The organism is Actinomadura meyerae (genome assembly GCF_900188445.1).
Taxonomy (GTDB): Bacteria; Actinomycetota; Actinomycetes; order Streptosporangiales; family Streptosporangiaceae; genus Spirillospora; species Spirillospora meyerae.
Genome location: NZ_FZOR01000001.1, coordinates 409110 through 433902, shown reverse-complemented (window position 1 = coordinate 433902; position 24793 = coordinate 409110). Strand labels below are relative to the sequence as shown.

Below are 24793 nucleotides of genomic sequence, written 5' to 3'. Positions count from 1 at the left end.
CCGTCTCCTGAACCCCCGATCCCCCGACAGGCACGCACGAAAGGACGACCATGGCACTGTGGAAGCCGGACCCGACCTTCTACGCCTCCCCCCGCGACGCGGCCTCGGCCCCCGCCGAGAAGCTCGCCTACGTGGTCGCCTTCGACCGTGCCGCCGCGAAGCCCGACGCGCTCGCCGTCCTGGACGTCGACCCCGGCTCGCCGTCCTACGGGGACGTGGTGGGCTGGACGGAACTGCCCTACCTCGGTGACGAGCTGCACCACTTCGGGTGGAACGCGTGCAGCAGCGCGCTGTGCCCGGGGTCGCCGCATCCGCACGTGGAGCGCCGGTACCTCATCGTCCCCGGGCTGCGCTCGTCCCGGGTGTACGTGATCGACACCAAGGACGACCCCACGGCCCCCAAGATCGTCAAGGTGCTGGAGGCCGACGAGCTGGCCAAGCGCGCCGGGTACTCGCGGCCCCACACCGTCCACTGCGGGCCCGAGGGGCTCTACCTGACGGCGCTCGGCGGCGCCAACGGCGAGGACGGGCCGGGCGGCATCGCGCTGCTCGACCACACCTCGTTCGACGTCCTCGGCCGGTGGGAGGTCGACCGGGGCCCGCAGTACCTCGCCTACGACGCGTGGTGGCACATCGCGCACGACGTCCTCGTCACGTCCGAGTGGGGCACCCCCTCCATGGTGGAGGACGGCGTCGTCGGCGAACTGCTGCTCGGCCGCAAGTACGGGCACGCGCTGAACTTCTTCGACCTGCGCAAGCGCAAGCACGTCCAGACCGTCGACCTCGGCGACGAGCACCAGATGGTCCTGGAGCTGCGCCCCGCGCACGACCCGACCAAGCTGTACGGGTTCGCGGGCGTGGTCGTCAACGTCGAGGACCTGTCGGCGTCCGTCTGGGTCTGGCACCGCGACGGCGACGCCTGGACCGCCACCAAGGTCATCACCATCCCCGCCGAACCGGCCGACCCCGCCGGCCTCCCGCCGGTCATCCAGCCGTTCGGCGCGGTGCCGCCGCTCGTCACCGACATCGACCTGTCCGTGGACGACCAGTGGCTGTACGTGTCGTGCTGGGGCACCGGCGAGCTGAAGCGCTACGACGTCAGCGACCCGTTCAACCCCGTCGAGGCGGGCTCGGTCCGCATCGGCGGCATCGTCAACCGGACACCGCATCCCGCCGAGCCGGACCGCCCCCTCGCCGGCGGTCCGCAGATGGTCGAGATCAGCCGCGACGGCAAGCGCGTCTACGTCACCAACTCGCTCTACGGCTCGTGGGACGACCAGTTCTACCCCGACGGCGTCGGCGCCTGGATGGCCAAGCTCGACTCCACCCCGGACGGGTTCGCCTTCGACGAGCGCTTCTTCCCCAACGGCGACGCCTTCCGCGGCCGCCGCCCCCACCAGACCCGCCTCCAGGGCGGCGACGCCTCCTCGGACTCCTACTGCTACCCGTGAGCGACGGGTCGCTGGCCGCGCTGGTGGCGCTCGGCGCGTTCCACGGGATCAATCCGGCGATGGGCTGGCTGTTCGCGGTGGCCCGCGGCCTCCAGGAGCGCAGCAGGGCGCTGGTCCTCCAGGCGCTCCCGGCGATCGCCGCGGGCCACGCGGCGTCCGTCGGCGCCGTCGCGGTACTGATCGCGCTGACCCGGTCGGTCGTCGCGACCCAGGCGGTCGCGATCGGCGGGGGCGCGCTGCTGGCCGGCTTCGGGCTGTGGCGGCTGCTGTCGCGGCGCCACTTCCGCTGGGTCGGGATGCGGATCTCGCTGTGGCAGCTCGCCGGCTGGTCGTTCCTGATGTCGTCGGTGCACGGCGCAGGGCTGATGCTGCTGCCCGTGCTCACCTCGTCCGGGACGGCCCCGGCGGGCCACGACCACGGGCTGGCGTCCTCGTCCGGCAGCGCGGTGTCCACGGGGATCTTCGTGACGGCCGTGCACACGCTGTCGATGTTCGCCGTCGCGGGCGTCATCGCGGTGCTCGTCTACGAGATCGTCGGGCTGGCGGTGCTGCGGCGCGCCTGGTTCAACCTCGACCGCGTCTGGGCCGTCGCGCTGATCGGCGCCGGGGCCGTCACCCTCTTCACCGCCCTGTGACGCCCGGTCCACGGCCCCCTGGCGGCGCCGGCCGACCGAGGGCGAGCACGATCCGCAGGGTCTAGCGGCGCTTGCCGACGGCGGTCAGGTCGATCTCGATGTCGAACGGCACCGTCACCTTGAGCTGGTCGTGGTGGATGCCGGTCAGTGCGTAGGCGTCACTGGCGGGTTCGAGCTCGTAGACGTACACGATGGTCCGGCCCTCGTCCTCCTCGACCCGCCAGTAGTGCTTGATGCCGGCCTGCCGGTACCTGCGCGGCTTGGTCTCCCGATCACGGATCTCGGAATCAGGCGATACCGCCTCGACCGCCAGCAGCACATCCTCGGGTAGGTAGTAGGTCGACGGCTCGTCTCGCACGTACGCCTCAGCCGAGACGATGAGAACATCGGGCTCGGGCGCCTGGCGCCCACCGAGCTTGACGGTCATCTCCCGATCCGCGCACAGATCCTCGGGCGCCTGCCTGGCGAGCTCGTCCCGGAGCAGATCGATCACCCGGACGTGCCACTTGCGCTGCGGGCCCGCGAAGACCAGGCTCCCGTCGATCAGCTCGGTGTGCCGGGGCAGACCGCGCATGCGCAGGAAGTCGTCGGCGGTGAAACCGCCCGGCGGGGGGATCACCCAGTCTGGCACCGGTGCAGCGTCCATGTGACCACTTTCTGCGATCGCCTCGACACTCTGAGCGCTCATGCACTTACCTTGACACACGAGCCCCGCCGTGGTCCTGGCAACGGCCTAGAACAAGGCCTCGGGCCGGGGACGTCAGGCGGGGTCGGGGGCCTCGCCCCTGGCGTGCAGGAGCGTCTGGAGTTCGGCGAGCTGGCGGGCGGAGAGGGCCTTCTCGGCGCCGTTGATGCCCATCGCGCCGATGGAGGTGCCGTCCGCCAGGTCGAGGGTCGGCCACGGGTCGCCGGTGTTCATCGTGACGTCGAGGATCTCCGGCCACTCCAGGCGGCGGGTGTTGAACGCGTTGACGACCGTGACGCCCGACTCGTCGGCGGCGACGCGGCAGCGCGCGAGCATGTGCAGGATCCACGCGACGACCGCGCCGAACCCCACCATCAGGCCGCGGTCGAGCGCCTTGTACTGCTCCGGCACCACCACGGCGAGCACGATCAGGCCGAGCAGGACCACGCCCGCCGTGGTGTAGGCGACGACACGGGTGGTGCGGGGGCGCCACACGGTCGGCAGTGCCGGAGTCTCAGTCAACGATGCCGGACTCTCAGTCGACGATCTTCGCGATGGGGATCTCCAGGATGTCGTGCGCGCCCGCGGCCTTCAGCGCCGGGATCAGCGTGTTGACCCCCCGCTTGGCGACCACGGACTCCACGGCGTTCGACTCGCCGCCGGCGAGCGAGGTGACCGTGGGCGACGACATCGCGGGCATGATGTCGAGGACGTCCTGCAGGTCGGCCTGCGCGACGTTCAGCTTCAGCAGCACCTTGCCGCGCGCGCGGATCACGCCCTGCAGCAGCAGCGCGATGTCCTCCATCGCGGCGCGCTTCTCGGCGTTCTCGTACGCCTCGCGGTTGGCGACCAGCTCGGTGTAGCTCGTCAGCAGCGTGTCGAGGATGCGCAGGCCGTTCTTGCGGAGCGACGAGCCGGTCTCGGTGAGGTCGACGATCGCGTCCACGATGTCGGGCACCTTCGCCTCGGTCGCGCCGTAGGACGGGACGACCGTGGCCTTCACGCCGTGCTCCTCGAGGAACCGCCGGGTCATCGCCGGGAACTCGGTGGAGATCCGGACGCCCTCCGGCAGGTCCGAGACCGACTGCCAGGGCGCGCCGTCCGGCACAGCCATGATCACGCGGACCGGGTTGGCGGTCGCCTTGGAGTACTTGAGCTCGCCGAGGCTGACGACGTCGGCGTCGGTCTCGGTGATCCAGTCGCGGCCGGTGATGCCGAGGTCGAACAGCCCCTGCTCCAGGTAGGTCGGGATCTCCTGCGGGCGCAGGACCCGGACCCGGTCGATGCGGGGGTCGTCGATGGAGGCGCGGTAGTCGCGGTCCGACGTGCGCTGGACGGTGAGGTCGGCGGCGTCGAACAGCTGCATGGTCGCCTTCTCCAGCGACCCCTTCGGCAGGACGAGTGACAGCACGGGTCAGCCTTTCGGATGAGGATGCGTACGGGATACCGGGTGGTTCGGAGCGGAGACGCGCGAGCCTGTCAGGGGACGGGCCCCTGCACTCGCTACGAATGCTCCGGGCCGTGCCCGGCGTGACCGTGATGCCGCAGACCTCGCAGGGTCAGTGCCGTGTCGAGTGCGGCCACAGTCGCCTCCCATCCCTTGTCCTCGGAGCTGCCGGGCAGCCCGCTGCGTTCCAGTGCCTGCTCAATGGTGTCACATGTGAGGACCCCGTTGCCCACCGGAGTCGACTCGTCGAGCGCGACGCGGGTCACACCCGCGGTCACCGAGTCGCAGACGTAGTCGAAATGGGCGGTGGCGCCCCGGATGACCGCGCCGAGGCAGACGACCGCGTCGAAGTCGCGGGCCATCTGCTGCGCGATCACCGGCAGTTCGAGCGCGCCGGCGACGCGGGCGACGACGGGCTGGTCGATCCCGCACTCCTTGGCCGCCGCGAGGGCGCGCTCCAGGAGCTGGTCGGTGATCTGCCCGTGCCAGCGGGTGCAGACGACGCCGAGCGTGAGCCCGGCGGCGTCGACGGTCCTGTCCTCGGGGCGTCCTGCGCCGCTCATCAGAGTCCCTCGATCTGGTGTCCGAGACGGTCCCGCTTGACCGTCAGGTAGCGCCGGTTGTGCTCGGTCACGACGACGGGCATGGCCTCGCGTCCGCGCACCTCGACGCCGAAGCCGTCCAGCCCGGCGAGCTTGTCGGGGTTGTTGGTCAGCACCCGGACGGAGCGGACGCCGAGGTCACGCAGCATATGCGCCGCGTTGGAGTACTCGCGCGCGTCGGCCGGGAGCCCCAGTTCCAGGTTAGCGTCCACGGTGTCGGAGCCGTTGTCCTGCAACGCGTACGCCTGGAGCTTGGCGAGCAGGCCGATGCCGCGCCCCTCGTGCCCGCGCAGGTACAGGACGATGCCGCGCCCCTCCTGCGCGATGCGCTCCATGGCGGCGTCGAGCTGGGTGCCGCAGTCGCAGCGCTCGGAGTGCAGGACGTCGCCGGTGAGGCATTCGGAGTGGGCCCGGATCAGGACGTCCTCGCCGTCGCCGACCTCGCCGAGCACGAGCGCGATGTGCTCGCCGCCGTCCACGGCGCTGGAGAACCCGACGGCGCGCCACGACCCGAACCGGTTGGGCAGGCGGGTCTCCACGACGCGGGTGACCATCGCCTCGGTGCGGCGGCGGTACTCGGCGAGCTGTTCGATGGAGACGAGCTTGAGCCCGTGCTCCTTCGCGAAGATCTGGAGTTCGGGCAGGCGCGCCATGGTGCCGTCCTCGTTCACCACCTCGGCGAGGACGCCGGCGGGGGCGAGGCCGGCGAGCCGGGCGAGGTCGACGGCGGCCTCGGTGTGGCCGCGCCGCCGCAGGACGCCGCCCTCCCGGTAGCGCAGCGGGAAGATGTGGCCGGGCCGGACGAGGTCGCCGGGCTCGGACGCCGAGTCGCACAGGGTTCGGATGGTCTTGGCCCGGTCGGCGGCGGAGATGCCGGTGGTCACGCCGAGGCGGGCGTCCACGCTGACGGTGTAGGCGGTGCGCATCCGCTCGGTGTTCTGCGCCGTCATCAGCGGGATCTGGAGCCGGTCGAGGTCGGCGCCCTCCATCGGGACGCAGATGACGCCGCTGGTGTAGCGGATCGTGAACGTGAGCAGCTCGGGCGTCGCCTTGGCCGCGGCGAAGATGATGTCGCCCTCGTTCTCGCGGTCCTCGTCGTCGACGACCACGACGGGGCGTCCCGCCGCGATGTCGGCGACCGCCGCCTCGATGGAGTCGAAGATGCCGCTGCCGTCGCCGGTCATGTCGTTGCCGCTCATGCGGTCACCGCCTTCTGCCTGGGGATTTGCGTGCTCCGGGACTCCCGGAGCCAGTTCCTGAACCCGACCATCACCATCACGAAGAAGATCCCGTAGACCGCGCCGGAGACGTACAGCCCGGACTTGAGCGCCAGCGGCACCCCGACCAGGTCGACGAGCACCCACACGATCCAGAAGTCGACCAGCGCGCGGCTCTGCGCGAACGTCGCGACGGCGCTGCCGACGAAGATGTAGGCGTTGGCCCACGGCGACCAGGCGACCTTCAGCCAGTCGAGGTGGACGAACAGCTGGGCGACCACGGCCGTGCCGACGACGAGCGCGCCGAGCAGGACGGCGCGTTCCCGGGCGGTGGCCTGCCGGACGACGATGGCGTCGGTCTCGCGCCGCCCGCGCGTCCACATGATCCATCCGTAGAGGGCGAGGCCGCAGAACAGCACCTGCTTGAGGGCGTTGCCGGGGACGCTCGCGTGCAGGGACGCGGCGAGCAGCAGCAGCGCGCCGGTGAGCTGGACCGGCCACGTCCAGAGGGTCTTGCGCATGGCGAGCCAGACGACGGCGAGCGAGAGCACGTTCCCGGTGAGATCGGTCCAGAGGATGTGCTCGCCGAACACCTCGAAGCCCGCGCCGAGCCAGTTCACGACCGGTCGCCCAGCATGCGCTCGACGTACTTGGCGACGACGTCCACCTCGAGGTTCACGGGGTCGCCGGGCTTCTTGTGGCCGAGCGTGGTGAGGGCGAGGGTCGTCGGGATGAGCGCGACGCTGAACCGGTCGGCGCCGGCCTCCACGACGGTGAGGCTGATGCCGTCGACGGTGATGGAGCCCTTGTTCACCAGGTAGCGGCTCAGGTCGGCGGGCAGGGAGACCGTGACGACGTCCCACCGCTCCCCCGGTTCGCGGGAGAGGATCGCGCCGACACCGTCGACGTGGCCCTGCACCAGGTGGCCGCCGAGCCGGTCGGACAGCCGGACAGGGCGTTCCAGATTGACCTTGGACCCGGGTTCCAGCGCGCCGAGGCTGGACTTGTCGAGCGTCTCCTTGATGACGTCGGCGGAGAAGACCCCGTTCTGGACGTCCACCACGGTGAGGCAGACGCCGTTGACGGCGATCGACGCCCCGTGGACGGCGTCCTCGGTGACGAGCGGGCCGCGGATCGCGAGGGTGACCGAGTCCCCCCGGATCTCGATCGCGACGATCTCGCCGAGCTCCTCGACGATGCCGGTGAACATCTCCCGGGCCTCCTAGTTCAGGGCTCCGGGGACACTCGTACATCGTCGTACGCCCCAGGTCAGGGGCGTACCGCGCGCTGCCTCCCATCCGGACTTTAACCGTCGGTCCCGGAATTCCACCGGGTCAACCGGCCGATGGCTTCGGCCGGGTCGCGGACTGTCACCGCCGGTTCGGAATTTCACCGACCCCGGAGCACGCGTTCATGCTTTGCCAACCAGTGTGCCATGCCTTGCATTCCGCGGCCCATGTGACCATCACCACTGACCGCCTGGATTGAACGTTCAACGATCTTGAACCCGGGGTACACCCTGCGCCACAAGTGACGCATGACGGACTTTTCCCCCAGGAGGCAGTCATGGACGTCGTCGCCCTCATCGCCCGCATCGCCTTCACCGCGATCTTCATCGGCGCCGCCGCCGGCCACTTCACCGCGACCGACGCGATGGCCGGCTACGCGGCCGCCAAGAAGCTGCCGATGGCCAAGCTCGCCGTACAGGTCTCCGGCGCCTACATCCTGCTCGCCTCGGTCCTGCTCGTCCTCGGCATCTGGCCGGACCTCGCCGCCATCGCGCTGGTCCCGTTCCTGCTCATCACGGCCTTCGTCTTCCACGACTTCTGGACGCAGGAGTCCCCAGAGGCGCGCCAGATGGAGCAGCAGCAGTTCCTCAAGGACCTCTCCCTGGCCGGCGGCGCCCTGGCTTTGTTCGTCCTGTACGCCTCCGACGACCACCCCGGCCTGAACCTGGTAGGCCCCCTCTTCACCTAACCCGGTCGGCCGCGCCGCCGAGCGGCCCCGGCGGCGCGGCTCCGGTGACTCATCCGCGTCCGCGCGTTGAAGGCATTGCAGCGCGCGGCCCGGAGATGCCGCAGCCACGGCCTGCCTCACGGAATCGGGGAACTGCGGATCGTCCAAGCGCCCCTCTGGAAGAGCCGGGGACGAAGAGCCCGCTCGCCGAAGACCATCGGTTCGCCGCGCAGGTAGCGCCGGTACTGGACGATCAGGTCGGCGTCCGGAAGAAGCGGCCACCGACTCGTCCGGCCACTCTCCTTGTCGAGCACCAGCACAGTCTCCCCATCGGGCACCGGAACCTGCGGCGGCTCGGACAGCACCGCCGACACGCCCCTGGCGACGTAGAAGGCGCCGAGGTCGCTGAGCAGGACGAGCCGACGCGCGCCGCCCGTGGACGGGCGGTTGTAGTGCGCGTCCGCACACGCCCACGCAGCACCGCGGTCGAGCGGTGCGCCCTGGCAGGCCCCGTGCAAGACGAGCGCGGCGGCGACGCGACGCACGGTCGGGCAGGGCACCGCCGTCTCGCACGCCGGACACGCAGCCGTTCCCGTGGGACGGTGCGCGTCCAGGACGTCGGCGAGCACGACCACCGCACCGGCCAGGCTCCGGCTCGCTTCGGCGGCCGAGTCGTCCCGCGCGAGGACGGCGAGGGCCGCGTCCCGTGCTTCTCGGACGAGCGACTCCGCCCGCTCTTCGGGACGAGCCGTCATCGGGCACCGTCTCCGGGAACGACACCGTGCTCGTGGTGGCAGACGACCTCGTCGGCGACATCGTGCAGATCCGCGAACGGCCTGCACGCGTAGGCGTTCCGCGTCCCCGGCCGGACGCGCCACCGGAACACGCCCGGCGGCTCGGACCACACCGTCAGCCCCCGCAGCGCGACCACCGAACGGTCGGACCCGTGGTGGCAGCGTGTGCCGTCCAGTCCCCGAGCGATCAGCAGCCGGCGCAGCACCACGGCCGCCTCCCATGGGAGCGGGCGCGCCGGGGACGCGCACGTCCGGGCGGCCGGGACGCAGAACCAGGTCGCCTTGCCCGGTACCGGCAGCGGCCCCAGCCTGGACCGCGTCCGGTGCCAGCCCCAAGCCGACGAGAGCGCCTCGACGACCGCGATTCCCCGGCCGTTCTCCGCCCACGCGCCGTCCGCCTTGCCGGGACGCGTCCACTCGGGCTTCGGGTCGAACACCTTGAACACGAGCTGGCTCTCCGGCGTGACCCGGTGGTAGGCCCACAGTTCGAGGACGCGCCGCCCCGGCGCCGCCTCCGCGCGGCCCGAAGCGCCGCCGATGCCGTGCCGCAGGCCGTTCGTCACCAGCTCGGACGCCGCGAGCGTGACGTCCTCGACGAGTTCGCCCGACACCTTGGCCGCCGTCAGCGCCACCCGAAGGTGTGCACGGGCCACACCGGCGCAGGTCTCGTCGGCGGGCAGCGGCCAGGCCGAACACCCGCCGAGCACCAGATCGGGGAGATGGCCGTGAACCATGGGGGTCTCCTCTACGCGAGGGATCTATGTCCGAAGCAGCATGATCGTTTCCGTAATCGGCTGCGAACGCTGCGTTACGGACTAGATAATGAACTCATTCGCGCCTAGATCGCAAGGCTAAGCGAGATAGATAATCCAGATTCTTGCGATCATGAATCTAAATACCCACAAAATGGAAGGAATGGACATGGCAGACATTCGCGCTAGCGGGTACAGTCCGACGATCAAGAAACGTGCACTCAGCCGGAAATTGGTTGACCTGCGAAAGCAGTGCGGCATGACGACAGCCCAGGTATGCAGGCAGCTCAACTGGAGTCACACAAAGCTCAACTACATCGAAAAGGCCAAATGGGTCGAACCGAGCAGCGACGCCGTCGCCGACCTCTGCGAGCTGTACGGCGTCGAGGGCAGTGACCGCGAAGCTCTGATCAAGCTCACCCGGGAGGCTCGCCAGCGCGGCTGGTGGCGCAGGTACAACGACGTCTTCCGAGACGACTTCGTGGGGCTGGAGGCAGGCGCCTCAGAGATCTACGCGTTCCAAACCACACTCGTGCCGGGCCTGCTTCAAACGCCTGGATACGTCGAGATGATCAATCGCGATGCGGGCATGGTTGACGACGACGAACTGAAGCGCCACATCGATGCCCGGACGCAACGCCAGATGATCCTCACGAGACGGTCATCCCCCTGCCGCTTCCATGCGCTGATCGATGAGAACGCGTTGCTTCGGATCAGCAACCCCCAGGTACGGTCGGAGCAGATCCGCCATCTCATCAAGGTCTCAGGGAGACCTAACGTTGACGTACAGATCCTCAAGATCGCTGACGGAGTCTACCCAGGCACCAGCGAACCGTTCGTTTATCTGAAGTTCCCCGGAGCTGCTGACCGAGACATCGTCTACCTCGAAACCACGATCGACGACCGCATGATGGAGGAGGAAGATGAGCTAGAGCGCTACATGGCCAGGTTTGATCTGCTACGCGCCAGGGCTACGGATCCTGCCGCAACTAGCGCATACCTCACAAGATTGATTGAGTGACAACCATGGAGCTTTCTAGGACGAACTGGCGCAAGAGCAGCAAGTCCAGCGCTGGCGGTCAAGAGTGCGTCGAGGTCGCTGCGGCCTGGCGCAAGAGCAGCAAGTCTCAAGTAGGCGGCAACGAGTGCGTCGAGGTGGCCAGCACGCCCGATGCTGTACTGATCCGGGACAGCAAGGACGCGACCGGCCCCCGGCACGTGGTCACTTCGGACGTGTTCCGCGACCTGCTCGGCCGGATCAAGAGCGGCAGGCTGGACCTGTAGGGCGTGGCGCGTTGACCTGTGGAGTGTTGCCCTTATCCGCGACTCGTTGAGGGCAACACTCCGCAAGTCATCCCTGGAGGGACAAGGCCGGGGCCGGAGGACGCACGCGATCAGCGCGGGGGCGGGCTCCTCGCGGGGGTCATTGGCATGCTTGAAGTGCCTGGCCAGGTAGTAGCGGTACATCGCCCCCGTGGCCGGCGGGACCTCTCCCCACTGCGGCCGACGTACTGGCCGAGGAACCGCTTGCCGTTCACATCGACGTCCAGGCCGAGTTCGTCCTCGGCGATACGGGCGATGACATCATCGATGCTCTCCGGCTTGAACATGCGCAGGCCGGGGAGCGCCCACTTGTTCTGGTAAGGCGCGATAGGGCGTCGGACAAGCACGACGCCTCCGCCCTCGGGAAGCTCCACGACGAGGTCGAACGTGGGGATCACCGCGTATCGAGGATGCTCTCGAAGATCTCTCTCGGCGCGAACTTCACCTCTGGGCGCTTGCGCGACGTCATGGCAGATTCCTCTCATGGGGCTGCGCAGCCGTGCGCCAGACCTGGCAGCTTTCGGCGTGGAACTTCGGCACCACAACCTTCTCCAGCCGGGCGGCCACGACCGTCTGCGCGATCTGCTGGTACTGGACGGCACGCTGACCGCCTACGACCGACTGCCGGCCGACCGGCCGTACTACTCAGCCAGGTGCCGCCGCGACAGAATGAACGTGCGGGTCATCGCCGGCCCTACGGGACAATTCTTTGGACGTCGGTGCCGCCGCCCGGCCGCACCCACGACCTCACCGCTGCCCGCGTATGGGCTGCTGCGCACGTTGGAGCAGCTCTACCAGGATATTCACGAGTCATCATGCGTCATCGAATTCGTGAGCCCCAAGCCGGGCCAACTTCCTGACTATATCCGACCACGCGGCGCCCTCTACACGTTCGATAGCGACAGTTACAGCTCGCAGGAGCGGCGGAATGCATGGACTACCCACAAGTATCAGTGGATGCCCGAATATAATCCGCTCCCGAACCAGGCGGCGCGCGATATTCTTCGGCGTGCAGACAATAAACTGCAGAGATTCTTCGCCTACGCCATCCGAAGGACCTATGAGAGCCTGCAGAAGAAAGGAAAAATCCGTTTCATCCTCAGGCCAGAATTAATCAAGATCTACATCGGGACTAATGAGAGCCCTCACCTTGACCTTCATGGCATGTGGCGGGTAGTCCGGATGGGCCATGACACGCAAGGCCTCAAGTGCGTCCGCAACGACGATTTCACCATGTTACTTCACACTCTCTCTCCATTTTTCGCATACATCCCTTCACCTCTCTCAAACCGCCCCGCATTAAAGGCTACTCTCGAAGGCTGCCTCAGATCCCCGTACTCTACGAGAACAGACCTCCACCTCCATCACGGCAAAAGACATTCGACTCAATCATCAACGTAAGAGAGAAGAATCACCGCCACCCCCTCTCCAATGCCAACCATTGCACAGTCATAAGTGTGTCCAGTGAGCGGACTTGCAGTAAACTCACCACTAAAGTCCCCATATTCCCAAGACCATGCAGGAAAGTCTACATTGCTCCACCATCCCACGCTGGGACCCAGAATATCCACCATGTCCGAGGCAATCACCTTTGCCTCATCCTCGCCCAAGGGGCCGGCAGAGCCCAAATAGACGAAATCTGTAGCGAGTATCAGCGCCAAAAACGGCACCATCCGCGACGGCGGCACATCGACACGAGACAGCTCGCGTCGAATTTCCGTTATCGTGACAGGGCGAGTTGGAATCACATGCCGATACGGGCCGCGGTCAAAATCTGAAGCGAAGATGACGGGGTACAACAATGTCGCCGGATCGACTTCGCCTGAATCGTCCACGCCTATCCGCAAAAATTGACCAAGTTCTTCGTCCCGCGTAAGCGGCGCAATAAGTTCGCGCATCCGGGTTGCCCGTTCCATACTGAAGCACCCACCACCTCGGCAAACGCAAAAACCTGTTCATCCGGCACCACGCCGGGTCCGCGCCCTGGCGAGCAGGTCGCCGCCGCCCTCGAACGCTGGCACATCCTGCGACAGACCCGTTGCTCCCCGTCCCGCCCGTCCGCCATCGTCGCCCTTCACCACCAGGCCATATGAAGTTGGAAAAGGTTCAAGACCCATCGGAGGCCCGCCGAGCTTTACGGGTAGGCCTCCAACCTTTACTCACGATGCCGGGACAGAAAAAGATAGAGGCGTTGGTGGCGAGTGGTCCAGTGTTTGGTGGCAGTGACCTCTGCGTAGGTGCCGGCGCTGGTGCGGAGCCGCATGCCGGGTTCGAGGTCTGCGGCCTCGACCCAGGCGTTGATGTCGCCGGCAGGACGCGTCCGGGGCCGGAGGACGCATGCGGCCAGCGCGGGGCGGGCTCATGGCGGGTTCGTCGGCGTGGTTGAAGTACTTGGCCAGGTAGCAACGGTTCGGCATCGCAGGCGAGCACGGCCGCCGGCCGCTCAGGTCTCCCGCAGCCGTTTGACGAAGACGATCGCCTGCCGTTCGTAGCCCATCCGGTCCTCATAGAACGGCACCGACACAGTACTCGCCGCGAAGGCCTCCAACGTGAGCAACTCGGCCCCGCGCTCCCGCCCCCACGCCCCCACGCCCCCACAGCCTCCATCAGAGCCGTCCCCGCCCCGCCGCGCCAATGGCTGCGCTGCACCCCCAGCGCGTTCACTCCAGTTCTTGTAGAACGACAGCCGTATTCGCAAGGACATTAAGCTGCACTGGCCCACTAGCGCGGATCCAAATCAGTCGAACATCCTGTTGGCGCACTCGGTCGAAGTTAATGCCTTCCGGCCACGAACCGCCACCCGGACCAATCACGGAAGCGCGTAGCTCACAGAGCGGACCAGCTGAAACATAAGCATCCCTTCCGATCTCGAAATAGACAACACCTCTCAAAGAGATGCTCACATCCCGCTTCTCGGGACCCCATCGGAGCGAGATTTCAAGCGCATCCTCTTCATCCAGCACAGCCATCGAGAGAGCATCAATCGAATAGCCTTCACACTCCTCAATGGCTTGACATACCCGCTCCAAACGACTCATCTGCGTACCATCTCTGTCTTCGGGTCATGCTGTTGCGTGACGTTTCCCTCAGGGTCGAGTCGTGGATGGTAGGACTTGCCCTCGCCCGACGCCGGCCTCACCTTCGGCGCAAGTCTCATCACTTCACCATCCGGCCTGATGTACATCTCGCTCCCGTCGTCGTGGCGATACCTGATATACCCGCCCTTACTCTCACCATGAAAGACGAAACCAGCCCCCTCAATTTCAGTCCGAGCCTCTTCCAGCGTCTTCCCATTGAGATTCGGTACCGTGTTGCACGACGAATTGTGAACAAGAACTGGCGCAACTCCTGCCAGCACATAGTACGTGTGGAAGCCTCGAATGGCGAGGTTGTAGACACGCTGGCTGTGGCTGGTCCAGTGTTTGGTGGCAGTGACCTGGGCGTAGGTGCCAGCGCTGGTGCGGAGCCACATCCCAGGCTCGAGGTCGCCCGCCTCCTTCCATGCGCCGACTTCGCCGGCGACCCAGAAGGGGTGGTTCTCGGTCGCAACGACCACTCCGCGCCCCGTCTGCTCGGATCTAACCAGAATCGGGTTGCGGAGCTTGGAACCCTGGCCGCTCATCCAGCCGAGAGCGGCCCCGTCCGCCTCGATGGTGATCTGGACGAGCTTCTTATCGCCTTCCCCTGCGATGGTGGCGATCACGCGCTTAGCAGTGGTCTTTCCTGTCTTAGGGTCGGTAGCAAAGACTTTGTCTCCAACCTTGATATTTTGGATCTTCTTCCGGCTCCCGTCGGCCATCAGCACGTCGGTTCCCGGCATGAAGCTATTGCCTGCTTTGCAAGCAGCATTAGCCAAATTCTTCCGGATACCCGCCGCCGTCGGCTTTCCGCCGGCTCGAACTCGCGGGGACTTGCGTATGCCGTTCCCCAGCCCGCCCTCGAAGGCAAAGATCCCGCCCTGTGACCCCATCCATTCGAGGTGCAATCGGGCATGCCAGGCAGTGTAAATCCCACTGCAGTCCTTCATTTCACCACAAACAAGGTAGGCGATCCGCAATTCCCAGCTCGCCTGCATCTCAGGAGAGAAGGATGAATAGCCGTACTCCTCGAAGTACAGCTTCCAGAACTTGGCCCGGAAGCGGACAACATCAACCTTCTTCGGCACGACGATGATGTCCGTGGAGCCGACCGTGCGGGCGTTGCGGGAGTCTCTGCCGTAACTGTCACCGCTTCTGGCGACTCTACGACCACTGGGGTTGTAAACGTCGTAGCCGCCCTTGTCGTTGGGGCGGCGGTCCACGCCATCGCCGTTGAAGCACTCCATGCCGTCTCGAGTCCTGCGGCACATTTTGCCGTCCGGGTCGGCGTTGGTAACGGGGCTGTTGTTGGCGTAGGTGTAGCCGTTCATCTGCTGGGGGTCGGCCTGGTCCATGAGGGGGTCGACGGAGATGAAGCGGCCTGTATCGGGGTCGTATTCGCGGGCGCCGAGGTGGGTGAGACCGGTGGGGTCCTGGGTGCCGCCGACGAAGCCCTTGTCGCCCGGCCATGTCGCGTCCTCGTCCATGCCGCGGATGGAACCGAAGGGGGTGAAGCGACGGACGGTGGTCTGCTGGGTGGTGCTGTTGACGGCGATTTGGGCGGTGCCTTGGTGGTCGGCGGCCAGGTAGGTGATGGTGCCATCGGTGGTGCGCATCGCGATGGTCTGGCCAGCGAAGGTGTAGTAGCGGGTTGCGGTGGCGGTGGTGGCGCCGTTGAGTGCACGGAGTTCGGTGCCGTCCGGGAGGTACAACGTCGCGCCGGATGCGTCCTTGCGGATCAGGCGGTTGCCGTCGGCGTCGTAGGCGAAGGTGAGGTCGTTGCCGTTTTCGGTGACCTTGGTCAGTTCGCCTTCGGTGTTCCATTCCAGTGTCTGGCCGGTGTTGGTGGGGCCGGTGTCGATGGCGCGTTTGGTGGTGTTACCGACGGCGTCGTAGGTGTAGGTGTCGGTGCGTTGGCCGGTGGGGCCGGTCTGGGTGACCTGGGTGAGGCGGTTGCCTTGGCCTGCGGGTGCGTAGGTGTAGGTGCGGGTGGTGTCGGTGGTGCCGCCGATGCCGTGCCGGGTCTCGCCTGTGCGGTTTCCGGCCTTGTCGTAGGTGAAGGACTGCCAGTATGGGGCCGGGCCGCCGATCAGCGAGGCAGATGGTTGGGTGGCGCAGGCGTCAGTGGTGCTCTGCGTCCAGGCCTGGGTCAGGCGTTGCAGGTGGTCATAGGTGAAGCACTGGTTGTCGACGCCGTCGCGGGAGACGTCGGTGATCGAGGTGATGGTGCCGGCGTCGGTGTAGTGGTAGGTGGCGTAGCGGTCGTCGCCTTGGACGCCTTCGTGCAGGGTGCGGGCGGTGGCCGGGCGCTGGGTGCCGTACTGGTAGGTGAAGGTCTGCCAGGTGTGTTTGCCGTCGGGCCCGAGTTCGAGCAGGTTGGGCTTGTTGGTGGGGGTGTAGAGGGCGTCGTTGACGTAGGGCGTCTGATCGGTGGGGCTTGTCCCGCCGTTCATGCCCGTGGGGCGCAGAAGGTCGTCGTACTGGTAGGTGACGCTCTCGGCAGAAAGGCCGCCGGCGGCGGGACGCCCCTGGCCCAAAATGGTTTCGTCTAGGCCGTACTGGGTGGAGAACTGGTACTGGCCAGCTAGTGCGCCTTGTGAGGCGGGGATGGTGAGGGTTGTCTTGTCGGCGCGGCCTAGCTGGTCGTAGTGGCGGACGGTGCTGGTGTAGTCGCCGTCGCTGGTGTGTCTGGTGGCGGTGGCCAGCTTGCCCTTGCCGAAGGGTGCGGTGTCGTAAGTCCAGGAGGCCAGGAGCGACCCGTCGGCTGCCCCGTCGTGGGTGGCGGTCTTGCGGCTCAGCCCGTCATAGTCGACGAAAATCTTTTTGCCGCGGGCGTCGGTGGTGGAGACCAGGCGATCCAGGTCGTCGTAGGCGAAGGTCGTGGTCCCCTTGTCGGGGTCGGTGGTCCGGATCTTGCGACCGCGCAGGTCGTAGCTGGTGGTGAAGGTGTTCCCCGACGGGTCGGTGACCGTGGCGACCTGCCCGGCAGGGGTGTAGGTGTAGCGAGTCGCGTCGTACTCGCCGGTCAGAGTCGCGGCTTTGTACTGCCGGCGTTCGATCACCTGCCCGCGGGCGTCGGTGATCTGCGCGTTGGCGATGCCGCCGGACGGCGGGGTGACCGAGACGCGGTTGCCGCCTCCGTAGCTGTAGGTGGTGCGCCACAGTTCGGAGTCGGGCTGGGAGCCGTTGCCAGAAGTGAGTTTCTCGATGGTCTTGCGGCCCAGGCCGTCGTACTCGGTGTGGGCCTGGGTCTCGATGTTGCCGGGGGTGCCGATGCCGAACAGTTCGGTGGTAGGGGCGCCCTCGGCCGCGTAGGCGGCGTAGGTTTTGACGACTTGTCCGCGGTTGTCGTAGAAGGTGTCGCTGATCAGCCGTCCGGTCTGGCCGGGTACTTGGGTTTGGCGGGGCCGGAGCCATCCGTCCAGCAGTTCGATCTCCGCCAGCCGCTGTGCGCCGGTGGCGGTCAGCGTCTGGGTGGTGACTGCGACGATCTGGCCTTCGGTGACGCGGTAGCTGTATTCGTAGTTGGGTTCGCGGCCGTTGGCCTTGGACTGGTTGGGCAGCCACACCTTGGTCAGCCGGCCGAGCGGATCGTAGGCGTAGTCGGTGCGCAGCCCCATGTTGGACTGGTCAATGGTGGTGACCGGGACACCCCATGCCGGATCGAGGTACTTCACCGTGGTCAACGCCGTCGAGGAGACATCAGGCTTCGCCGGCGGTGTCGTGGTGGTGACCTGGGTGTTCAATCCCTGGGTGTCGGTGTAGGACGTCGTCGTGGTCTGGTTCGCCGCGTCCGTGACCTGGGTCGGACGCCCGTAGCCGTCGTAGGCGGACTGAGCTTTCACTACATACGTCGGCGAATTGCCATCGTGAGAAGCGATGGTCTCGACCTTGGTGACGTTTCCCGCAGTCGGGCCTTCACCGAACCCGAGTCCGTCGTAGAAGGTGCGGACGTCGGAGACGACCTGCGCGGATCTGTCGGGGTTGACGCTGCAGGCGACCGAGACCGTCTCGACCCGTGACGGGGAGTCCACTATCCAGGCGCTTGTGTTGTCGGCGTAGTCGGTGCGGGTGCACTTGTCGTCATCGTCGGATTCGACGTCGCCCAGGTCGCTGACCGAGGTGACACGTCCGACGCCGGGGCCCGAGCTCTTATAGGAGTTGTCGGTTCTCGTCTGGAGCCAGCCGCCGCCGTCCTTGACGGTCCAGGTCCGCGTATCGTCGATCGCGGTCACGTTCGCCGTGGTCGTCCCCCAGGGGCGGGTGCGTGAGGCGGTTTGGACGCGCCAGGGGGTGTTGACCGTCTTGGAGTGGATGCTGCCGCCCGGCCCGGTGTATTGGGCGGTCTTGAGCGTGAATCCGGCCAGCGCGTCATGGTCGGTGTAGGTGCCGCCTTCTCCGTCGGAGACGGTCACCGATTTGGTGCCCCCATCACGTGTCTTGCGGTCGCCGTCCATGCCGCGCAGGTAGTAGGTGTCGGACTGCGTGGACGGGGTGTTGTAGGAGCCGGTGAGGGTGCGGACGTGGCCGTAGCCGCGCCACTGCGACCATGTCTTGTTCTTCTCCTTAGTCAGCCCGTCATCGTCGTCGAAGTGCCAGGCGGCGCCGCCCAGGTACTCGTACTTGGTGGCCATGTCCGGGGACAGCCCGGTCCGGTCGGTCTGGATCACACTGGTCACCACGTACTTGTGGAACCAGTCGGTGATGGGGTCTTCCCGGCCTGGCGGTGTCCAGATGACCGGCATGCAGCGGGTGGTATTGGTCTCCGGCGTCGGCAGGTTCGACAGGGTGCAGTCGGGGTCGGAGTAAGTGATGTCGATCTGTCCACCGGACTCGTCATAGATCGTGCCGACCCGGTAGCGGATGTAGGCCAGGATGTCGTCGCCGACCTCATCGAGCCGGTTGGCTGCCTGGACAGATTGGAAGGTGACCTTCGGCAGAGTCGTCTTCGTGCCGTCGGCGGCATGGCCGGTGTGCTGGATCTCCTCCAGCAGCAGGTCGCGTTCGACGTCGGCCAGGCCCCAGTCATGCCTCATCGACCAGGAGTCGACTGGCCGGTAATCCGATCCGTCGGTCTTGAGGATTTGGGTGGTGACCTGGGTGAGTCGGTTGCGGGACCAGAACGTCGGCGACAAGGTGCCGTGGGTGTCCTTGCACTCCTGTCCGGAGTCGCAGTGCAGGTCCCAGGGGACGTCCCACCACTTGTCGGGGTTGTCGGCGATCTTGGACGGGTCGCAGTCGAAGGACGCGGTGGGGATGCAGCGCTCGGAGGTGGTGAAGGTGACCTGCGCGGGTGCCTTGGCGAACAGCGCGTCCTCACGCAGGCCATAGGAGATCGTTTTCAGGTATCCGCCGCGCACGTACGGGGTCTCGTCGGCGGCCTTGAGGTTGCGGCCGTAGTGGTTTGTCTCCTGGCCATAGGTGTAGAGGATCGCGTTGCCGTTGGGATCGACGACGTAGTCCAGGTTCCAGCGGTAGGCCTGCTGACACCAGGACGTGGCGAACGACGACCCGTGGCACGGTTCACCAGAGTCGTCACCGAACACCGGTGAAGTCCATGTCGAACCTGTCTCGGGCTTCCCGCTCACCCAGCCGGGCACCCGGTTGAGGCCGAAGAAGTACCGGGTGCCGTCGGTGGTGGTGACCTTCCAGTACTCCCCGTTGTCGTCACCGTTGTCGATGGAAGAGCTGGTCAACTTCTCGTACTTGGTGCCATCGTCGGACTTGGCCCGCCAGGTCCCGTCCGACGTCTTGATCAGCTCCCCGCCCTTGCCGTTCCAGGTCACGGTCGCGTTGTCATAGCCCCAGCACTGATCACCAGGCGAGTTACCCCACTCGTCCTTGGGCGCGCCGTCGTCCTCACACGACTTGTAACGGCGTTCGATGTATCCCGGCCATAGTTCAAAGCCTTCACCGACCCAGGAGGGCTGCCCGTTGGAGTTGGCCGTCCGGCCGTCCACGCTCCCCGATGAGTAAGAAATCGTGACGTTGGGCGTCAACCCACCCGGAACTGGTGGAACCCGCATCGGATACGACCAAGTGAAGTCACCGGTGCTTCCGCCGCCTCGCCAGGTCGCCGATGCCTCTAGCGAGGTGGCCTTGTAATCGCCTTGTGAGCTGTCAAAGGCGGCAGCGGCGACCAGCAGCGTCCCGTTCTGGCCTGCTTCGGCTGCCGCCTGGGATCCGGAGGTTGCAGCGGGGGCCGCCTCGACCTCGGCGGTCAGTGTCTTTCTCACACCGTTGTTATCGGCTGGCACTGGTTTGGGGGTGCGGCATTGCGGCTGGTCCGGCGTCGTCAGTGCGCACGCCGGCATCTGCATCAGCCGCAGCCTGGGCCCGTAGGCTCCGCCGAACGCCTGCGCGAACGCCGAGTAGTCCAGCCGAAGCTTGACCCGCCCCGGTGCGGCGGCATCGGTGCGGGCGACTGTGAACGCCAATCCGTCCACGCCTGCGGTGCGGGCCGCCTGCCGGTCCAGCACCTGGACCCGTACCCGTTCTGCCGGCGGCGCCGTTCGTGCGGCGGGGCTTCCGCCAGGCCCCAGGATCTCCACGGGGAGTGCGCCCGCCTTGGCGGCGCCCGCGGCGCGTGCAGTGCGGCCTGTGTCCGCGCCGGACGGCACCTTCACTTCCGCGGTGCCGGGCGCGGGCCACGCCGCCTTGGCCGCCGGACCCGGCTTGGCCGTATCGGCCTTGCGGGGCCGCGCCTTCAGGGGCCGGCCGTCCACCACCCGTTCGTGGTCCTCAACCTTGGGCCGGTGGGAGTTCGGCGGCTCGGCCAATGCCGGAGGGACCGACAGCAGCCCTGCGGCCAGCGCCACCGCGGTCACGATCGCAGTGGCCCGCGCCGACCGGCGCGGTTCCAGCACCAGCGTCCGGCGACGGAGCTTCACTCGGCCTGCCTTCACGACATCCTCCACAGGGCGGTCCTCAACGGGCACGCTCGGCATGCATCAAGTTCAAGAGGGGGCTCTTTTCCGGCCGTCGCCCGGCTGGCGGCCGGATGTGGTGGTCAGGGCCCTGATCCGGAAGGGAGTTCCATGTTGACGGCGAGGCTGGCGAGCTGGGGTTGTGTGAGCGCGGCTTGGTAAACCCACAGGTCGTCCATCGCGTCCGGCCAGAACTCGGTGCCATCGGCGGCACCGAACTTGTTGCGGCCCACTTGGAGGCCGCCGTTGTTATTCGCTTCGAAGGGGATCGCGCCGTCCTCCTGCGAGACCCCATCAGAGGTTTCATCGAGTTGCCCGTTGGCGTAAAGGCTGACCCGGTCCCGCAGCGCGTCGTACACCACTGCCAGGTGCACCCAGTCGCCCGGACTGAAATTGGAATGCGAAACCACGATCGGTGCTGCGGCCGCATCGTCCGATCCGCGCAGCGCGACCTGCCAACTGCCTTGATCGACCGGATCCTCGCCGGGCACGTACCGCAACACGAACGCGTTCGCCTGGGTACCGGGCTGGGAGAACACCGTGGCCGCCTGCTGTGGACGCCCCATATTGCGCACCCACCCGGCGATGGTGAAGCTCTCGTTCGTCCACACCGGTGGTGTGAGCGTCTCGGCGAACTTGCCGGCGCCGAGCATCAGTCCTGCCGGTGAGGTCCCCCACCCGAACCCTGCTCCCGAATCGATGGCCGCGCCATTGTGGAGAACCAGGTCAGGTGCTCCGGGTGGATTTGAGCCCTCGCCGGTCGCGTTCAGCATCCACCGAGCCTTGAGAACTGGGTGGTCGGTGACCATCTTCTCGATTTCCCCGTCCCCGACGATGCGGTCGTAGATCCGCACGTCGTCGAGCTGACCGGGCCAGTGGTCGCTTTGGGCATCCTTGTACTTGGAACGCCCGATCTGCAAGCCGCCTGTCGCCTTCCACATCGCCGGTATCACCGGGCTGTCGGTGCCGCGGGCGCCGTTGACATATATCTGCATCCTGTTGGCCAGCGCGTCCCAGACACCCACCAGATGCGTCCATTCTCCGGTCCGGGCCGGCGCCGCGGAGGACGCCTGGTACCACCCGGGCGCGTCAGTGGTGTCGGTAGCTGTCCGGCCGAACACCCACTTGCGGGTGTCCTTGACGTACTTCAGATAGAAGGCGCTCTCGTGGACGCCCTCCATCGACAGTGCTGCGAAGTCGTTGTCGGGGTCGGACGCGTCCACCTTGGCCCAGACCGATACGGCGAAGCTCTGGCTGGTGTCGACCAGCGGGGTGCTGGTCGAGGCATAGCCGGTCGAGCCGTCCAACTGCACGGCCTGGTCGATATGGCCGACCGTGCCCAGGGTGGCGCCGCCGTGCACGGTCGCCGAGACGGCCGGTTCACCGTCACGCGTCACGGCCTGCACCGCCGTGGCACCCGCCGGCTCGTCCAGAGCGAAACCGGCCACCGGAGCCGATCCCTTGTTCGCACGGAACTCATAGGAGACGACCGGGCCGTTCTGATTGGAGGGGGCCAGCGCCTGCACCGTCAGCACGTTGGGACCGGACCGGGTCGGAGCGATCTGCACCTGCTGCGCCGCGCCAGCGGTAGTGGCCACCGTTCGCGGAGGCCCCCCATTCAACGTGATGAAATACCGGTCGGCGACACCAGCGGAATCGGCGATGGTGAATGCGCCGGGCTGGCCGACTCCGCCGTGCTCGGCGCCGTCCTGCGGATAGTCCGTCGAGGTGATGGTCGGTGCACCGGGTTTGGCGGGGTCGTAGTAGAAGTAGCAGGCTATCTGCGCCCCATCCGAGGCCCACGGACCGTATTGCTCACCGTCGTAGGCCCGGACGTTCCATCCGATCAGCTTCCCCGGCGGGATGTTGGAGGGCAGCGGCGTGTCGAACCTGGTGTTCGAGGCCTTCGGAGCCGTCAGATCCGAGAACCATCGGGCGATGAAGCCTTTGCCGTCGCCGGCGTCCCAGTTCAACGCGAACTGGCCCTGCACCTTGTTCTTGTCCTCGGTGTCTGGGTCCTTGAGGTAGGCGTACACCGTAGGGATGCGGTTGACCGTATGCGCCTCCCAACTGGGCAGGCACTTGGTACCGGGGTCGGCGAACATGGTGTCGTTATCGGGCTGCAGCGGTGGGTTGTTGTACTGCACCTTCAGGTAGGCGTCGTCGGCGAACCGCTTCCACCAGTCCATCGTCGTCTCGTTGTAGGCCTTCAACCCGAACGTGATCGTGCCGTAGCCCTTGCCGATCGCGTCCTGCACATGCTCCCGCAGCTTCGCACCGCCGAACTCCACCGGTGCCCTGGAGCAGTACGCCACATCCCGGGTGTCCAGGACCTCACCCCATGCGCCGCCATTGGGCCAGGTCCTCTTGGTGTTGTTCCACGTCGCCGACGAGGAGTACGCCGAGGTCCGCCACAACTCCACCACAGTCGAATTACTGCAGTTGTAGGCGCTGGTCTCATAGGCGATGAACTCCGCGCTCTGGATATAGCGGCCCTTCAGCGGCGGCAGTTCCATCCGGTAGAACAGGCGCTTGGTCTGGTCCTTGACGCAGCGTGAATCCTTGCCGACCTCACACCGCCCCACACCCTCGGTGGACCGGCCATCGAACAGGGGATAGTTCTCATCGGGATACCCCGACGACACCATCCCCCACGACGACGCCAGCAGCGTCCGGTACATCGGATCGATGTACACCGGGAACGTGGTGTCCGGCGCCGTCAGCAGCCCCTGATCCGGCGTCAACGTGAGCGCGCCATCCCCGACAGCGACGTCGACAACAGCCGTCTTGGCCCCGGCTCCCGGCTCCTCGGCCGCGTCCACAGTCGTCTGCGTGCGGGTCTGCGGCACCGGGGCGGCCGGCTGGGAAGAGTCCCACATCAACGGCGACGGCGCCTGGAACACCACCGCGCCCGAACTGGGATCGGTGGCCATCAGAACTCCGCTGCCCTGCTCCTCGGTCACCGTCAGGCGCGTGGCCGACAGTGCCAGCGACAACGAGGCCACCCGCGGATCTTTGGCGGCGTCCGCAGTCTTGATCACCAGGACGTGGGCGAACCCGTCCGGCAGCGCCCGCAGCCGCAGATCCACATCCGGGCCCGCCACCCCCTCATAGACGGCGGTGTCCCCGTCCAGAGCCGGTTCGGACAGCGACTGCGGCCAGGTCAGGGCGAGTTTGCGGCCGGCCCGCGTCATCTCGACCATCGGACCGTTCCCACCGGCGGAGAACCGAAGCCCGACAGTGGTCGCAGCCGGAACGATCGCATCACCCGAACGGCGCAGCGTAGCGTCAATGCCGACCCATTCACCGCCCTGACGTGCGCGAATCGGCTGGAGATGCTGCTCGACCTCGATCCGGCCATTCGGCAGCGCCCTCACCGTGCGCCTTTCCCCACGCCGAGAGGTGACCTCGACTGGTTCACCCGTCCGCTCCGCCGTCGCGACAGCTTCCCGTTCGGTCTCGGCTCCTTGTGCCGGCGTCGCCTTCGGTTCATCGGCGCGACCTGCGGAGTCGAGCGCCATCGCGGCAATCGGCACCTGCAGCAAACCGGCGACCATCAGCAACGCCACCAGGTGGGCCATTCGGCCGGGACTCCGCCACAACAACGAACGGAGAACCGACGCACAACGGCATGCCGCACCGCGAACCATATGTGAACCCCAAGGCGTAAAGGGTTGTTGAAGCCGCCTTAACTTAACTCCCCAGTCAAGCCGAGGGAAGACACTTAGACGATCTTGCTTTGTGATCTAGATCACTGAGAATCTTGTAGACCCGAGCCACGTCCTAGGCGTCCCAACTTTTTCCATCGCCAACCGATACAGTTGGTTATCAAAAGGCGACGAAGTGCCATCTGCGCAGGGTCCGCTCATTGAGGACTCGATAACACAGGCCCCCGCTCCGCCTCCAGCGCCTTTGATCGCCTCTAAGG

At 66.7% G+C, this 24793-nt stretch carries 20 protein-coding genes and 1 riboswitch; of the genes, 6 read left to right on the top strand and 14 right to left on the bottom strand.

Going from position 1 to position 24793, the window contains the following annotated elements; genetic code table 11:
- Positions 1-50: 50 nt before the first annotated feature.
- Positions 51-1451, top strand: coding sequence for a selenium-binding protein SBP56-related protein (locus CHF16_RS01960; protein ID WP_089324112.1), 1401 nt, complete (start codon positions 51-53; stop codon positions 1449-1451).
- Complete coding sequence (locus tag CHF16_RS01955; RefSeq protein ID WP_089324111.1) at positions 1448-2086, top strand: hypothetical protein; 639 nt, start codon at positions 1448-1450, stop codon at positions 2084-2086. The genes CHF16_RS01960 and CHF16_RS01955 overlap by 4 nt, the downstream gene beginning before the upstream one ends.
- 61 nt (positions 2087-2147) lie before the next feature.
- Here CHF16_RS01955 and CHF16_RS01950 read toward each other — a convergent pair whose 3' ends face one another.
- The 7 genes from CHF16_RS01950 to CHF16_RS01920 form a co-directional block, all read right to left on the bottom strand.
- The gene (locus CHF16_RS01950) at positions 2148-2732 is read right to left on the bottom strand and encodes a Uma2 family endonuclease (RefSeq protein WP_089324110.1); all 585 of its coding nucleotides are present in this window, start codon (positions 2730-2732) and stop codon (positions 2148-2150) included.
- A 114-nt stretch (positions 2733-2846) separates the two neighbouring features.
- Positions 2847-3293, bottom strand: a complete 447-nt coding sequence (locus CHF16_RS01945; protein ID WP_245868144.1) for a PH domain-containing protein — start codon at positions 3291-3293, stop codon at positions 2847-2849.
- Between the two features lie 13 nt (positions 3294-3306).
- Positions 3307-4182 (bottom strand): ATP phosphoribosyltransferase, encoded by an 876-nt coding sequence (gene hisG / locus CHF16_RS01940; RefSeq protein ID WP_089324108.1) that lies wholly within the window; start codon positions 4180-4182, stop codon positions 3307-3309.
- A gap of 92 nt (positions 4183-4274) precedes the next feature.
- Positions 4275-4781, bottom strand: a complete 507-nt coding sequence (ribH, locus tag CHF16_RS01935; protein WP_089324107.1) for a 6,7-dimethyl-8-ribityllumazine synthase — start codon at positions 4779-4781, stop codon at positions 4275-4277.
- Positions 4781-6019, bottom strand: coding sequence for a bifunctional 3,4-dihydroxy-2-butanone-4-phosphate synthase/GTP cyclohydrolase II (locus CHF16_RS01930; protein WP_281259307.1), 1239 nt, complete (start codon positions 6017-6019; stop codon positions 4781-4783). The genes ribH and CHF16_RS01930 overlap by 1 nt, the downstream gene beginning before the upstream one ends.
- Positions 6016-6657 (bottom strand): nicotinamide riboside transporter PnuC, encoded by a 642-nt coding sequence (gene pnuC / locus CHF16_RS01925; RefSeq protein WP_089324106.1) that lies wholly within the window; start codon positions 6655-6657, stop codon positions 6016-6018. Before pnuC ends, CHF16_RS01930 begins: the two co-directional genes overlap by 4 nt.
- Positions 6654-7247, bottom strand: a complete 594-nt coding sequence (locus tag CHF16_RS01920; RefSeq protein WP_089324105.1) for a riboflavin synthase — start codon at positions 7245-7247, stop codon at positions 6654-6656. Before CHF16_RS01920 ends, pnuC begins: the two co-directional genes overlap by 4 nt.
- 70 nt (positions 7248-7317) lie before the next feature.
- Positions 7318-7448: riboswitch (FMN riboswitch) on the bottom strand.
- A gap of 155 nt (positions 7449-7603) precedes the next feature.
- Here CHF16_RS01920 and CHF16_RS01915 point away from each other — a divergent pair.
- Positions 7604-8014: a DoxX family protein gene (locus CHF16_RS01915; RefSeq protein ID WP_089324104.1), complete on the top strand. Its 411-nt coding sequence runs from the start codon at positions 7604-7606 to the stop codon at positions 8012-8014.
- A 116-nt stretch (positions 8015-8130) separates the two neighbouring features.
- Here the strand turns inward: CHF16_RS01915 and CHF16_RS01910 are convergent, their stop codons facing one another.
- Positions 8131-8748, bottom strand: a complete 618-nt coding sequence (locus CHF16_RS01910; RefSeq protein WP_089324103.1) for a hypothetical protein — start codon at positions 8746-8748, stop codon at positions 8131-8133.
- The gene (locus CHF16_RS01905) at positions 8745-9521 is read right to left on the bottom strand and encodes an ATP-binding protein (protein WP_138639866.1); all 777 of its coding nucleotides are present in this window, start codon (positions 9519-9521) and stop codon (positions 8745-8747) included. The genes CHF16_RS01910 and CHF16_RS01905 overlap by 4 nt, the downstream gene beginning before the upstream one ends.
- Positions 9522-9672: 151 nt before the next feature.
- Between CHF16_RS01905 and CHF16_RS01900 the strand changes: the two genes are divergently transcribed.
- Both CHF16_RS01900 and CHF16_RS01895 read left to right on the top strand, forming a co-directional pair.
- Positions 9673-10560: a helix-turn-helix domain-containing protein gene (locus CHF16_RS01900; protein WP_089324101.1), complete on the top strand. Its 888-nt coding sequence runs from the start codon at positions 9673-9675 to the stop codon at positions 10558-10560.
- A 5-nt stretch (positions 10561-10565) separates the two neighbouring features.
- Positions 10566-10823 (top strand): DUF397 domain-containing protein, encoded by a 258-nt coding sequence (locus CHF16_RS01895; protein WP_089324285.1) that lies wholly within the window; start codon positions 10566-10568, stop codon positions 10821-10823.
- A 110-nt stretch (positions 10824-10933) separates the two neighbouring features.
- On the opposite strand, the gene CHF16_RS42120 is transcribed toward CHF16_RS01895, so the two are convergent.
- Positions 10934-11347, bottom strand: a complete 414-nt coding sequence (locus tag CHF16_RS42120; RefSeq protein ID WP_420884796.1) for an NUDIX domain-containing protein — start codon at positions 11345-11347, stop codon at positions 10934-10936.
- Here CHF16_RS42120 and CHF16_RS41165 point away from each other — a divergent pair.
- Positions 11346-12263: a hypothetical protein gene (locus CHF16_RS41165; RefSeq protein WP_240808324.1), complete on the top strand. Its 918-nt coding sequence runs from the start codon at positions 11346-11348 to the stop codon at positions 12261-12263. The genes CHF16_RS42120 and CHF16_RS41165 overlap by 2 nt on opposite strands.
- Here CHF16_RS41165 and CHF16_RS39210 read toward each other — a convergent pair.
- The 4 genes from CHF16_RS39210 to CHF16_RS01875 form a co-directional block, all read right to left on the bottom strand.
- Positions 12248-12778: a hypothetical protein gene (locus tag CHF16_RS39210; RefSeq protein WP_138639865.1), complete on the bottom strand. Its 531-nt coding sequence runs from the start codon at positions 12776-12778 to the stop codon at positions 12248-12250. The two genes, CHF16_RS41165 and CHF16_RS39210, sit on opposite strands and share 16 nt — an antisense overlap.
- Positions 12779-13522: 744 nt before the next feature.
- A complete protein-coding gene (locus tag CHF16_RS39205; RefSeq protein WP_138636903.1) occupies positions 13523-13900 on the bottom strand; it encodes a hypothetical protein in 378 nt (125 codons plus the stop codon).
- Positions 13897-20856, bottom strand: a complete 6960-nt coding sequence (locus CHF16_RS01880; protein ID WP_143227847.1) for an RHS repeat-associated core domain-containing protein — start codon at positions 20854-20856, stop codon at positions 13897-13899. The genes CHF16_RS39205 and CHF16_RS01880 overlap by 4 nt, the downstream gene beginning before the upstream one ends.
- A gap of 92 nt (positions 20857-20948) precedes the next feature.
- A complete protein-coding gene (locus CHF16_RS01875) occupies positions 20949-24446 on the bottom strand; it encodes a LamG-like jellyroll fold domain-containing protein (RefSeq protein ID WP_179271343.1) in 3498 nt (1165 codons plus the stop codon).
- Between the last annotated feature and the right edge of the window lie 347 nt (positions 24447-24793).

Coding starts and splice junctions, on each gene's coding strand:
- CHF16_RS01960 (WP_089324112.1), top strand. CDS start 51: ATGGCACTGTGGAAGCCGGACCCGACCTTCTACGCCTCCCCCCGCGAC.
- CHF16_RS01950 (WP_089324110.1), bottom strand. CDS start 2,732: ATGGACGCTGCACCGGTGCCAGACTGGGTGATCCCCCCGCCGGGCGGT.
- ribH (WP_089324107.1), bottom strand. CDS start 4,781: ATGAGCGGCGCAGGACGCCCCGAGGACAGGACCGTCGACGCCGCCGGG.
- CHF16_RS01930 (WP_281259307.1), bottom strand. CDS start 6,019: ATGAGCGGCAACGACATGACCGGCGACGGCAGCGGCATCTTCGACTCC.
- CHF16_RS01920 (WP_089324105.1), bottom strand. CDS start 7,247: ATGTTCACCGGCATCGTCGAGGAGCTCGGCGAGATCGTCGCGATCGAG.
- CHF16_RS01915 (WP_089324104.1), top strand. CDS start 7,604: ATGGACGTCGTCGCCCTCATCGCCCGCATCGCCTTCACCGCGATCTTC.
- CHF16_RS01910 (WP_089324103.1), bottom strand. CDS start 8,748: ATGACGGCTCGTCCCGAAGAGCGGGCGGAGTCGCTCGTCCGAGAAGCA.
- CHF16_RS01905 (WP_138639866.1), bottom strand. CDS start 9,521: ATGGTTCACGGCCATCTCCCCGATCTGGTGCTCGGCGGGTGTTCGGCC.
- CHF16_RS01900 (WP_089324101.1), top strand. CDS start 9,673: ATGAATCTAAATACCCACAAAATGGAAGGAATGGACATGGCAGACATT.
- CHF16_RS01895 (WP_089324285.1), top strand. CDS start 10,566: ATGGAGCTTTCTAGGACGAACTGGCGCAAGAGCAGCAAGTCCAGCGCT.
- CHF16_RS41165 (WP_240808324.1), top strand. CDS start 11,346: ATGGGGCTGCGCAGCCGTGCGCCAGACCTGGCAGCTTTCGGCGTGGAA.
- CHF16_RS42120 (WP_420884796.1), bottom strand. CDS start 11,347: ATGAGAGGAATCTGCCATGACGTCGCGCAAGCGCCCAGAGGTGAAGTT.
- CHF16_RS39210 (WP_138639865.1), bottom strand. CDS start 12,778: ATGGAACGGGCAACCCGGATGCGCGAACTTATTGCGCCGCTTACGCGG.
- CHF16_RS39205 (WP_138636903.1), bottom strand. CDS start 13,900: ATGAGTCGTTTGGAGCGGGTATGTCAAGCCATTGAGGAGTGTGAAGGC.
- CHF16_RS01875 (WP_179271343.1), bottom strand. CDS start 24,446: ATGGCCCACCTGGTGGCGTTGCTGATGGTCGCCGGTTTGCTGCAGGTG.